Source organism: Pseudoalteromonas sp. Angola-30 (genome assembly GCF_028599215.1).
GTDB classification, from domain to species: Bacteria; Pseudomonadota; Gammaproteobacteria; order Enterobacterales; family Alteromonadaceae; genus Pseudoalteromonas; species Pseudoalteromonas atlantica.
In genome coordinates, this window is sequence record NZ_JAQREI010000005.1 from 138,024 (window position 1) to 150,071 (window position 12,048).

The window sequence follows — 12,048 nt, forward strand, 5'->3', positions numbered from 1 at the left end:
TTTGTTTTGTAATTGCTTATTGCACAAAACGCTTTAATTGCTGTTGTGTTTGTTGGCTAAGTGCATGTGATTGCTGGCTATTACTTAGTGCATGATCAATAGCGCTTTTAGCTTGCTCGCCTAAGGTAACAATTTGCTCTACCGATTGGTGAGTGTGCTGCTGCGCTTGCTCTAGCGTATGCACCGCATCCGCTATTTGCTGTAGCTGCTGTTGGTTTTGTTCAAACTCACCTAGCATTGTTTTAAACCCTTCAGAGGTATTACTAATGGCGCTTTGTGCGGTACTTGAGTGGCTAATTAACTGCTCACTTTCTTGATTGGTTTCGTTAACCAGCTCATTCATTTGGTTAATAAAGTCGCTTATTTGTCGGGTTGCACCACTTACTTTTACCGATAATGTACGTACTTCATCAGCAACAACAGCAAATCCTCTGCCAGCTTCACCAGCGCGTGCCGCTTCAATGGCAGCGTTTAGTGCCAGTAAATTAGTTTGATCCGAAAACTCCTCAACCATTTTTAAAATGCTGCGAATATTTTCGCTGTTTTCTTTAAGGCCAGACACCGTTTTAGAAAATCTTTGCAGCAAGGTACCAATAAGCGACACTTTATCGACTAAGCTTGCAAGCTCTTGCGACGAAAGCTTAACAAAGTCTAAGTGCTCGCTGTTTACGCTATGCACGCTGTCGGTATTGCTCACTATGCCCTCTAAGCTTTGCACTATTTGGTTACTCGCATTAATAATATTGTGGCTTAGCTGTGTTTGCTGCTCACTTAACTGCTGCGTATTTTGCATAGCGGTATTTACATCAACATTACTTTGCTCGCTGGCTTTAGCGCTGGCGTGAGTTGTACTTAGTAAATCACTTAAGTGGTTAGTAAATAAGTTATATTGCGTACTTAGTTCTTTAAATTCGTCAAAAGAAAATTGCGGTAAGTTGGCGGCTAAATTAGCCTCTTGCTGGTTTATGTTTACTAAAGTGTCACACATAGCTTTTACAGGGCGCACTATTAAATAGCGCATATAAAAAATAGTAAAGGCAAAGCCCGCTACAATAACCAAGGTTAACAACCAAAATGCGCTAGTACTGTGCTGCTCGCTTAAGCTTTGATATAACCAAAATAACGTAATGGCCTGAAACAAAAAAACAAAGCTTAAGTTGCCCACTATTTTACGCGTAAGCGTATAAAAAAATGTTTGCTCAATATAATTATAAAATTGCATTACACCACTCATTTATTGCTTACCCATCTAGGGCGTGTTGACCTTTGATGGTTGAATTTGCAGCAGTATGTTTGGCTTTTAGGCAAGGCAGAGCCTATGAAGTGTGGTTATTCCCCATAAATAGGCGATAACGCTGCATAAATGCCAAACATGCGCTGCCCTTTGGGTTCTGCCTAAGGGCGATAAACTCTTTGTTGCCTACATGGATGTAGGTAAGGGGCGTGAGCAGGACGCGGAAGCTTTACTCGGTTTTTACTTAGCCCACTAGGTTACAAGCCTCGCGCCGCGATTTAATCGCCCCTAGATTGAACAAATTTCAATCCGCAAAGATCATCACGCCCTAGCTAGATTATCGACTAAGTTACCGTTAACTCAAGTAATAATGTTTGCTAAATATTTTTTAGAGCGAGCGGGGTAATTAGTAAAAATACCATGCACCCCAATTTTTAGCATAAAATCCATGTCTTCTGGCCTATCTACGGTGTAGGCATAAACTTGCAGGCCTCGCGCTATGGCATCATCTACAAAAGCTTTATTTACAAAGCTTTTGTCTACATGAACACTATACGCATTTAACTGTTGAGCAAACTGTGCATAATTTAACGGAATTGATGAGGTTAACGCGCCAATGTGTAACCACGGTAACCTATTTTTAAGCCAATGAATTTGATGGTGATCAAACGACGACACTAAAATATTACCTTTAGTAATAACGCCTTTAGCAATATTGTTGTTTAAAATAGTGGCAAACTTTTCAAGCTCAAAGGTATGTTTAAGCTCTATATTGAGTAATGTTTTATTGTTATTCCAATCAAGTAATTGCTGTAGAGTGGGGATTTGCTCGCCGTTACCGGCATCCAACAGACTAAGTTGCTGCGCGGTAAAGTCGCTTACTTTACCGTGCCCGCTGGTGGTTCTATCTAGCCACGAGTCGTGTATGAGCATATAGTCATCAAGCGCACTTTGAATATCAACTTCAATGCCATCTACCCCTACATTTAACGCTTCTAAAATAGCGCTTTTAGTGTTTTCAGGGTAATTGCCGCTTGCCCCGCGGTGCGCAAATATTTTCATTTTCTAGCCTTTTGAGTAATAGACCACGTTTCAAAACAGGCTGCACTGACTATAAGTGCACCGCCAATAAGTGTTAGTAGCGTTGGCCGCTCATGAATAATAACAATAGCCAACAAAGTGCCGTAAAGCGGCTGCAAGCACGAAATTAACCCCGCAGTAGCTGCCGATAAGTGCTTTAAACTCGCTGCAAATAGCGAGTGCGGTGTAGCGGTAAAAATAATACCCGCCACAGCAATTAAAATAAGGTCGTGGTTACTCACCTCATACACAGGGACCTTAATAAATGCGCAAAGCATAACACTTGCCACTAAGGTTTGATAAAACATGGTTTGTGGGCCGCCATACTGGCTAAAAAAGCGCTTATGGGTAATATTTCTAATCGAAAAAAACAAAGCCGAAACCACACCCATAATAACCCCTAAGGTTACATCGTCGCCTAAATTTGCGCTGGGTACGAGTAAATATATACCAAATACAACCACAGCTGCGCTTATAATATCTTTTGCTTGGGGCCTGCTTTTATTAAACAAGGGCTCTAAAAATACTGTCATTACTGGGTAGCTAAAAAAAGCCAGCATACCCACAGTGACGCCCGCCATTTGCATGCCTGCAAAGTAAGTAACCCAATGCATGCCTACCGCTACACCTAAAAATAACGCAATGAGATAATCTTTTGGTTTATTTAACTTAATTTGTTTTTTTTGAAAGTACAGCATAGCCAAAATTGCCATGCCAGCAATAGCGGTACGATACACCGTAATATCAATAGCATTTAACCCTATTAACTTTGCAAAAAGGGCGGTGCCCCCAAAAAGTAACACGGCAATATGTAAGTAAATCAGGCTTTGCTGTTGTGGCTGCATTTAAATGAGAACTCCTTTTTTTATTATCTTATCACTGGGTGAGAACTCACAGGATGAAATTTTTAAAACATGACAAATGTCAGCAAAGTTAATGACATTTCACACTCTTATTATTTTTTGGCTTTGGCATAGTTAACTTATCTTAATGGGAGGTGGCTATGAATACGTTAATTTTAATAAGTCTCGCTATTAGCGAGTTTTTAGAATCACTTAGCTTTAGTGTTTCAATAAATGATTACTTTATACTCATTAGTATTTTTGTGTTATTTGTATTTATTAATAAAAATAATGTTATAAGCAATAACAATGAACTAGGGGCTCTGGCATGAGTACAACAAATACGCTTTCAAAGCCCAGTAATAAAAAGTTTTGGGAATACGCACCTTTAATTTTTACTGGGTTTTATTTGCTTCCGACTCTTTTTAATCTATCTAACTTGCCAGTCAATACCATTGTAATGAGCGTGGCGTTTTATATTGTATTTATTTTGCTTTACATAAAAGCCATGCACTGTGAAACAAAGCGTATAACAACGCTGTTTGTTATTATGTTAGTGGTGTGTTTTAGCGCCACATTTTATACCACAGGTACCTCTACATTATTTGGTTTTATCGCGTTTATAGCTGGTGAGTCATACGCTAAAAAAAGTAGATTATATGCCGTTTTTAGCCTTATATTTACGGTGGCGTTAAGCGCCTATTTGGCAGATATAGCAAACATAAAATACTTTTTAGCCGGCACTTTATTAATTTCAGGGGCGCTGCTGGCTTTTGGCATTGCAACCCAAAAAGAGCGCCTGCATAAAAAGCGCGAACAAGAAAGTGCTAACCAATTAGAGCAATTGGCCGCCATTGCTGAGCGCGAACGAATAGCGCGCGACCTACACGATATTTTAGGCCACTCACTATCATCTATTGCTTTAAAAGCTGAGCTTGCTAATAAGCTAAATCAAGGAGAGCGCTACGAACAAGCCAATAACGAAATAGCACAAGTAGCAGATCTAGCAAGGCAGTTACTTAGCGATGTAAGAAACGCCGTAAGCGATTTAAAACAACTTAATTTAATAAGCCAAATAGCCCAGCTTAAGCAAAGGCTAATAGAGCAAGACTTTAACGTTAACTTTAATGTTGTATTAAATACCTTGCCTCCTAAAGTAGAAGGGATCGCAGGGCTTATAATTAAAGAAGCGGTGACTAATTTATTACGCCATAGCAGTAATAAAAACGCCGAAATAAATATAGAGCAAACACAGCATCAGCTGCATATAAGTGTGGTTGATAACGCACCTTGCAGCACGTTAAACGCAGGTAACGGTTTAAATGGTATTAAAGAGCGTGCAGAGCAACTTAATGGCCATGCCGCGTTTACCTGTAGCGAGAAGTTTACTTTAAACGTAATGCTGCCAATTTCAGCTAAGGATTAACAATGATCAAAGTATATTTAGTGGAAGATCAAGCACTCGTGCGCGACGCTGTAGGGGCATTGTTAAGCCTTGATTTTAATATTGAAGTGATAGGCCAGGCCAGTAACGGCCAAGATGCCCTTAATGCAATAAAAGCACTGGCTGATGAGGCATTGCCAGACATAATTTTAACCGATATTGAAATGCCACACATGAGCGGTATAGAGCTAAGTGAGCAAATAGCGGCCACGTTCCCAACCATTAAAATGGTTATTATGACCACGTTTTCGCGAGCTGGTTATATTAGGCGCTCGCTCGCCCTAGGCGTTAAAGGTTTCATTTTAAAAGAAGCACCAAGTGATGAGCTTATCAATGCACTTAAAAAAGTAATGCAAGGGCAAAAGGTTATAGACCCAGAGCTTGCCATTAACGCGCTTGATGATGCCGACCCGCTCACCGATAAAGAGCGCAAAGCACTTAAGCTTGCAAGCGATGGCTTAAAAACAAGCGACATAGCCAAACAGCTGTTTATAAGCGAAGGCACAACACGTAATTATTTATCCGATGCTATCGCAAAACTCAATGCCACTAACCGCGTAGATGCAGCGCGTATTGCAAAGCAAAAAGGCTGGTTATAATCGCACTTATATTAAGTGATGATTAAGGTCATTAAGCGTATGTTTTACTTATTAAAGCGGTTTATTAAAAGTTTCATACGCTTTTACCTGTCTCATTTTACGTATATGGGTTAAAATACCTACATAACCAACTAACAAGATAGTGAATGTCAAACCAAGATCCAAATCTCAGCCGAGAACAAGAAAAGTACGAAAACCCAGTCCCTAGTCGTGAGTTTATACTTACTCACCTTCAAGAGCGTTCAAAACCTGCTAACTTCACGCAACTTTGTGATGAATTAGCTGTAAACGATACCGAACGCCAAATTGCATTTAAGCGCCGCCTTCGTGCCATGGAGCGCGATGGCCAATTGTATTTTAATAAGTTTAAATGTTACGCCCTAATTGACGAAGCCGGTTTAACCAAAGGCAAAGTAATTGGCCACAGAGACGGTTTTGGCTTTTTAGAAGTTGAAGGCGAGAGCAAAGATTGGTTTATAGCCAAGCATCAAATGAACATGGTGCTGCACGGCGACATCGTACTTGCTAAAGGCACAAAACGTGGCTCAGGCTCAAAATGTGATGCCCGCATAATTAAAGTACTTACCAACGAGCGCGCACCTATTGTAGGGCGTTACTTTGTTGAGCATGGTATTGCAGTTGTTGTAGCCGAAGACCCACGTATTACTCAAGATATTATTATTCTGCCAGGCAGTGAAAACGGCGCGCGTCATAACCAAATGGTGCAAGTGCAAATCACTCAAAATCCTAGCCGTAACATGAACGCGGTAGGTAAAATTATTGACGTACTGGGCGAGCATTTAGCGCCAGGTATGGAAATAGAAGTGGCACTGCGCAATCACGATATTCCTCATGTTTGGCCAGAAGAAGTGGAAGAACAAGTTGCTCATTTAGGTGAGTTTGTTGATGAAGCCCACAAACAAGGCCGTGTAGATTTACGCGACCTGCCACTGGTCACAATAGATGGTGAAGACGCCCGCGACTTTGATGATGCCGTATATTGTGAGCGTAAAAAATCTGGCGGCTGGCGCTTATGGGTAGCCATTGCCGATGTATCGCATTATGTAGGTATGAACACGCCGCTAAATAAAGAAGCGATTGCTCGCGGTAACTCAGTGTATTTTCCTGAGCAAGTAATTCCAATGCTGCCAAAAGTGTTGTCGAACGGTTTATGTTCGCTTAACCCTAAAGTAGACCGCCTGTGTATGGTGGCCGAAATGACGGTATCAGACGCAGGTAAGCTTTCGGGTTATAAGTTTTACGAAGCGGTGATGAACTCGCATGCGCGTTTAACCTACACCAAAGTAAATGCCATTTTACAAGGCGATGAAAAACTACGCGAAGAATACGCACCCGTTGTGCCACATTTAACTGACTTACAGCAAATGTATATGGCGCTTAAGTCGGCGCGCCAAACCCGTGGTGCTATTGAGTTTGAAACGCTCGAAACGCGTTTTGTATTTAACGCACACCGTAAAATAGAATCAATTGTGCCGGTTGTTCGTAACGACGCGCACAAACTGATTGAAGAATGTATGATTTTAGCCAACGTATCGGCGGCTAAATTATTAGAAAAACACGAAGCCAGTGCGCTTTACCGTGTGCACGATGAGCCAGATCAAGAAAAACTAGGTAACTTTACTCAGTTTTTAAGTGAGCTTGGCATTCAAAGCACATTAAGCGATGAGCCTACACCGAAAGAAATTACCCAAGTGTTAGCCCGTTTAGGCGACCGCCCAGAGGCCGAGCTTATTCAAACCATGCTGCTTCGTTCAATGAAGCAAGCGGTTTATCAGCCAGACAACATAGGCCACTTTGGCTTAGCGCTGCCTGCGTACGCACACTTTACCTCACCGATTCGCCGTTACCCTGATTTAGTGGTACACCGTGCAATTAAAGCGGTAATAAAAGCACAAGGTCAGCAAACATCGGGCGCATACGCGTACACCGATGATGAAGTAGACCAACTAGGTGAGCAGTGTTCAACCACCGAGCGCCGCGCAGACGACGCAACGCGTGAAGTTGCCGACTGGCTTAAATGTGAGTTTATGCAAGACCACGTGGGTGATGAGTTTAACGGGGTTATTTCATCCGTTACTAACTTTGGCTTATTTATACGCCTAAACGACTTACAAATTGATGGCCTGATCCATGTTACTAATTTAGGTGATGAATACTTCCATCATGATGGTGCAAAACACACCCTAATTGGCGAGCATACACATACCGTTTACCGCCTTGGCGATAAAGTAACGGTACAAGTTGCTTCGGTAAGTTTAGATGAGCGCCGTATAAATTTAACGCTCAGTGGTGATGTAGCTCAAGATAGATACGCGCGTCGCCGTGGCTCAGCTAAAGGTGCAGGGCGCGGTAAATCAAGCCATGCACCAGCAAGTGTAAGATCGCAGCTTAAAGCGGGTAAAATCCCTGGAAAAAACACATCAGGCGATGAAAAACCCAAAGCTGGTAAAAAACCAGCCAGTAAAAGCAAAGGCAAACCAGCGGGTAAGTCTGGCGCAAAACCAGCCGGTAAAAAAGCCGCTGAAACCACCGCTAAGAAAAAACCGAAAAAAAAGGCAGTTAAAAAGCCTAAAAGACCAGGCAAAAATGCCCGTAAACGTAATAGCCCAGGAGCAAACAATACGTGAGTAATGAATTAATTTTTGGCTTTCACTCTGTTGAAGCAATTTTAGCAAAAGAGCCAGAGCGTTTTTTAGAAATTTATGCCCTAAAAGGTCGTGATGATAAGCGCTTATCCCCGATTATTAATGAAGCACGTAAATTTGGTATTTCTGTACAATTTATGCAGCGAAAAGCGCTAGATAACAAAGCAAACGATGAGCAGCATCAAGGCATTATTGCCAATGTAAAAGCTGCGCGTGTTTACAACGAAAAAGACTTAGATGAGATCATTGCTCGCGAAGACACGCCGTTTTTATTAGTACTAGATGGCATAACCGATCCGCACAATTTAGGTGCCTGCCTACGTAGCGCAGATGCAGCAGGTGTTCACGCTATAATTGTACCTAAAGATAAGTCGGCCAAGCTTAACGGCACAGCACGTAAAGTAGCCTGTGGCGCAGCCGAAACCGTACCGCTTATTCAGGTAACAAACCTGGCGCGTACGCTTCGCGAAATTAAAGATGCAGGCGTATGGGTTGTGGGCACCGCTGGCGAAACAGACACCCATGTGTTTGATGCAAACCTTACTGGACCAATGGCAATAGTAATGGGAGCAGAGGGCGAGGGCATGCGCCGTTTAACGCGTGAGCATTGCGACGTGTTAGTTAAAATTCCGATGGCAGGAAGTGTTTCTAGCTTAAATGTATCGGTAGCCACCGGTATTTGTTTATTTGAAGTGCTACGCCAACGTAACGTAAATAACTAATATCCATTTGCTTAATTAATATATTTATTATTAGGCAGCTAAGCGTGTCGATAGACAAAAACTCGTTATTTAATCGTTTAAATGAGGGTTTTAGTTAGCGCCAGGTTTAGCTTACAAAACGCCGAGGTTATTTTAACCTCGGCGTTTTTTATGTAGCGTAGTTGGTAATTTTACAGGTTAAGCAAATCGCTAACGCGCACTAATAGCCTAAACGTAATGCGATAAACTCAGCGAGTTTGTCTACTGCGTGCTCCGACTCGCCGCCGCTTTTTATTAAGCTAATGCCTATGCTACCAAGAGCTGGTAAATATTTACTTTGCGCCTGAAAATTAAGATCGCTTGGCACCGTACTTTTAGCCAGTACAGTAATACCTAAGCCTTCTTTTAAAGCGGCAATAAGGCCGGTTAAATCGGCATTGCTGTAAACAATACGGTATTTTATATTGGCACTTTTAAGTGCATCTGTAGCGCGGCGTCTATAAATACAGCCCTCGGGCGCGGTGACTAAGGTTACTACCTCATTTTTTGCCTGTGCTAGGTCGCCCACCCATACTAGCTCGTCTTGCATAAAAATAGGGAACTTGTCTGAATTAAGGCGCTCGTTAAGCGCTAAAACAAGATCAAATTGATCTTGCCTTGAGGCCGACAGCAAATGTTTACTTAAACGCGATTTAACCTCCAGCGATACCTCAGGATAAAGCGAGACAAAATCACCAATAATTGAGGGTAAAATACGTGCTGCAAATTCGCTAGGAATACCCAAGCGCACTTTACCGGTTATGCTCTCTGAGGTGAACTGCTGCAAAATAGCATCGTTATACTGCATCATTTGTTTTGCCATAGGCAAAAGTAGCTCACCGTACTGATTAAGTACCTGGCGCTGGCCCTGCTTTTTAAATAATTTATAACCGAGTAAATCTTCAAGGCGTTTAATTTGCAAGCTTACCGCAGGCTGCGATAACCCCAGAAGGTCGCCGGCTTTTGCAAATCCACCTACCTCAACAACCATTACAAAGGTACGCAAACTGTCGGTTGATATGTTTTTCATATTTAAAATTACAATTTATATAGCTACATATATAAGTATTATTTATCAATTGATAAATAATTACAATTTGTTGTTGTCACAGTGGCGCAATATACTTTTGGTATCAAAAATACACAGGTGTTTGTTATGACTTTTAACCCAATAATGTTTGCCCGCCACAGCAATGCTGCAAGTGCAGTTACCAATGCCGTGCAAGCAAATAACAACCTCGTTGTAATGGATTTTAGTGGCAGTGAAACCAGTGTATTTTTAAGCACTATTTTAGGGTTAGATCTCACAAAGCTTACAGCCAGCGGCTTAGGCCTAAAAGGCACGCTTGATGGCGATTTAAATTCTGATTACAGCTTTGCCGTTTATTACTTTAGCGAAACCGCATTTAGATTTGTATTACCGCACAGCGCAAGCTTGCAATTACAAGCACTGATAAACGAGCAGCAACTTCGTTTTGATATTGATTATGTACTACGTAGCGACCTTGCAACCCTTGCGCTGTGTGGAGCAAACGCATTTGATACCTTAATTAGCGCGTTTAAATTAACGCCAGGGCTGCGTTTATCTAACCCACAACTATGTTATGGCGCGCAAAGTGGCGAAGTATTTATTACCGCCATAGATAAAAACGACGAACAGCACTTTGTGTTAGTAGCCAAGCAACAAGAACTACAAAAATGGCAACAGCACTTACAAGCACAAGGTTTTGCCCTAATGCAAAACGAAGCTGCCTAATACATAAAATAACCGGTAAACATAACCGTGTTTGCCTGTTGAGTTAAATCTATTTAAGCCACGCCCGCACAGGGTTAATTTAAAAGTGAAGGAATGTTATGACTTCTAAAACTGTACTACATGCTAAGCACCTTGAAGCAGGCGCAAAAATGGTTGATTTTCATGGCTGGGAAATGCCAATCAACTACGGCTCACAAATAGAAGAACACAATGCAGTGCGTACCGATGCAGGTATGTTTGACGTATCACACATGACCATTGTTGATATTGAAGGCGAACAAGCAAAAGCATTTTTACGCAAGTTAGTAGCAAACGACGTAGCAAAATTAACCGTACCAGGTAAAGCGCTTTACACGGGCATGCTTAACGAGCAAGGCGGCGTAATCGACGATTTAATTATTTACTACTTTAGCGAAACGTTTTATCGCTTAGTGGTAAATTCTGCCACCCGCGAAAAAGATTTAGCTCACTTAGCTAAAGTATCTGCCGACTTTACAGTAACCGTAACTGAGCGCCCAGAGTTTGCAATGATTGCAGTACAAGGCCCTAACGCAAAAGCAAAAACAGCCACACTTTTAAATGCTGAGCAACAAGCAGCCGTTGAAGGCATGAAGCCATTTTTTGGCGTACAAGTGGGTGATTTATTTATTGCCACAACGGGTTATACTGGCGAAGACGGTTACGAAATTGTAGTACCGAACGAGCAAGCAGCCGATTTATGGCAACAACTGCTAGATGCAGGTGTAGCGCCAGCCGGTTTAGGTGCACGCGACACGCTACGTTTAGAAGCAGGTATGAACCTTTACGGCCTAGATATGGACGAAAGCGTATCGCCACTTGCAGCTAACATGGCATGGACTATTGCATGGGAGCCTGAAGATCGTGACTTTATTGGTCGTGACGTACTTGTTAAGCAACGCGCCGAAAAAAGCACCCATAAACTTGTTGGTTTAGTGCTTGAAGAAAAAGGCGTATTGCGTAGCGGCTCAAAAGTAATTGTTGAAGGTGGTGAAGGGGTAATTACCTCAGGTACTTTCTCACCAACGCTTGGTTTTAGTGTAGCCCTTGCACGTGTACCGCGTTCAACAGGGGATACAGCCCAAGTAGAAATGCGCAAAAAATTAGTTAACGTTAAAGTAGTAAAGCCTAGCTTTGTACGTAACGGCAAATCAATCATTTAAAAATTTGGTTATACCAATCACAATAATTATTGTGATTGGTATCCTCCCAATATAAACCAAAGGAACAAAATAATGAGCAATATCCCTAGCGATTTAAAATACGCCTCTTCTCACGAGTGGGTTCGCAACGAAGGTGACGGTACATTTACTGTGGGTATTTCTGAGCATGCGCAAGAGCTGCTTGGCGACATGGTATTTGTAGAACTGCCAGAAGTAGGCGATGCAGTAGATGCAGGCGAAGACTGTGCAGTAGCAGAGTCGGTTAAAGCTGCATCAGACATTTACGCACCAGTTGGCGGCGAAATTGTAGCGATTAACGAAGAGCTAGAAGACGCACCAGAAACGGTTAACAACGACCCATACGGTGACGGCTGGTTATTCCGCATTAAAGCAACTGACGAGTCAGAGCTTGAAAACCTACTTAGCGCAGAAGACTACGCTAACACAATCGACGAAGAGTAATACTCTAAGTAGATGACAAAAGCCCCATTCACTGTTTTTGGGGC

General features: G+C 42.1%; 12 protein-coding genes. 8 read left to right on the forward strand and 4 right to left on the reverse strand.

Features of this window, described 5'->3' with window-relative positions:
• Nucleotides 1-16: 16 nt before the first annotated feature.
• From PSH54_RS09240 to PSH54_RS09250, 3 genes are all read right to left on the reverse strand, one after another.
• Nucleotides 17-1,234, reverse strand: a complete 1,218-nt coding sequence (locus PSH54_RS09240; RefSeq protein ID WP_273605991.1) for a methyl-accepting chemotaxis protein — start codon at nt 1,232-1,234, stop codon at nt 17-19.
• Nucleotides 1,235-1,594: 360 nt separating this feature from the next.
• A complete protein-coding gene (locus PSH54_RS09245; RefSeq protein WP_055252750.1) occupies nt 1,595-2,296 on the reverse strand; it encodes a glycerophosphodiester phosphodiesterase in 702 nt (233 codons plus the stop codon).
• Complete coding sequence (locus tag PSH54_RS09250; protein WP_054982831.1) at nt 2,293-3,159, reverse strand: DMT family transporter; 867 nt, start codon at nt 3,157-3,159, stop codon at nt 2,293-2,295. Before PSH54_RS09250 ends, PSH54_RS09245 begins: the two co-directional genes overlap by 4 nt.
• Before the next feature lie 158 nt (nt 3,160-3,317).
• Between PSH54_RS09250 and PSH54_RS09255 the strand changes: the two genes are divergently transcribed.
• From PSH54_RS09255 to rlmB, 5 genes are all read left to right on the forward strand, one after another.
• Nucleotides 3,318-3,488, forward strand: a complete 171-nt coding sequence (locus PSH54_RS09255) for a hypothetical protein (protein WP_273605992.1) — start codon at nt 3,318-3,320, stop codon at nt 3,486-3,488.
• Nucleotides 3,485-4,582, forward strand: coding sequence for a sensor histidine kinase (locus tag PSH54_RS09260; RefSeq protein WP_273605993.1), 1,098 nt, complete (start codon nt 3,485-3,487; stop codon nt 4,580-4,582). Before PSH54_RS09255 ends, PSH54_RS09260 begins: the two co-directional genes overlap by 4 nt.
• 2 nt (nt 4,583-4,584) lie before the next feature.
• Nucleotides 4,585-5,199, forward strand: coding sequence for a response regulator transcription factor (locus PSH54_RS09265; protein WP_004587598.1), 615 nt, complete (start codon nt 4,585-4,587; stop codon nt 5,197-5,199).
• A 146-nt stretch (nt 5,200-5,345) separates the two neighbouring features.
• On the forward strand, nt 5,346-7,847 hold the full coding sequence (gene rnr, locus PSH54_RS09270; RefSeq protein WP_273605994.1) for a ribonuclease R: 2,502 nt from the start codon (nt 5,346-5,348) through the stop codon (nt 7,845-7,847).
• Nucleotides 7,844-8,587 (forward strand): 23S rRNA (guanosine(2251)-2'-O)-methyltransferase RlmB, encoded by a 744-nt coding sequence (gene rlmB, locus PSH54_RS09275; protein WP_029772012.1) that lies wholly within the window; start codon nt 7,844-7,846, stop codon nt 8,585-8,587. Before rnr ends, rlmB begins: the two co-directional genes overlap by 4 nt.
• A gap of 199 nt (nt 8,588-8,786) precedes the next feature.
• Here the strand turns inward: rlmB and PSH54_RS09280 are convergent, their stop codons facing one another.
• Nucleotides 8,787-9,635, reverse strand: a complete 849-nt coding sequence (locus tag PSH54_RS09280; RefSeq protein WP_029772013.1) for a LysR family transcriptional regulator — start codon at nt 9,633-9,635, stop codon at nt 8,787-8,789.
• A gap of 126 nt (nt 9,636-9,761) precedes the next feature.
• Between PSH54_RS09280 and PSH54_RS09285 the strand changes: the two genes are divergently transcribed.
• From PSH54_RS09285 to gcvH, 3 genes are all read left to right on the forward strand, one after another.
• A complete protein-coding gene (locus PSH54_RS09285; protein ID WP_004587594.1) occupies nt 9,762-10,361 on the forward strand; it encodes a hypothetical protein in 600 nt (199 codons plus the stop codon).
• 98 nt (nt 10,362-10,459) lie between these two features.
• Nucleotides 10,460-11,542: a glycine cleavage system aminomethyltransferase GcvT gene (gcvT, locus tag PSH54_RS09290; protein ID WP_004587593.1), complete on the forward strand. Its 1,083-nt coding sequence runs from the start codon at nt 10,460-10,462 to the stop codon at nt 11,540-11,542.
• Nucleotides 11,543-11,614: 72 nt separating this feature from the next.
• A complete protein-coding gene (gene gcvH / locus PSH54_RS09295; RefSeq protein ID WP_004587592.1) occupies nt 11,615-12,004 on the forward strand; it encodes a glycine cleavage system protein GcvH in 390 nt (129 codons plus the stop codon).
• The last annotated feature ends 44 nt before the right edge of the window (nt 12,005-12,048 follow it).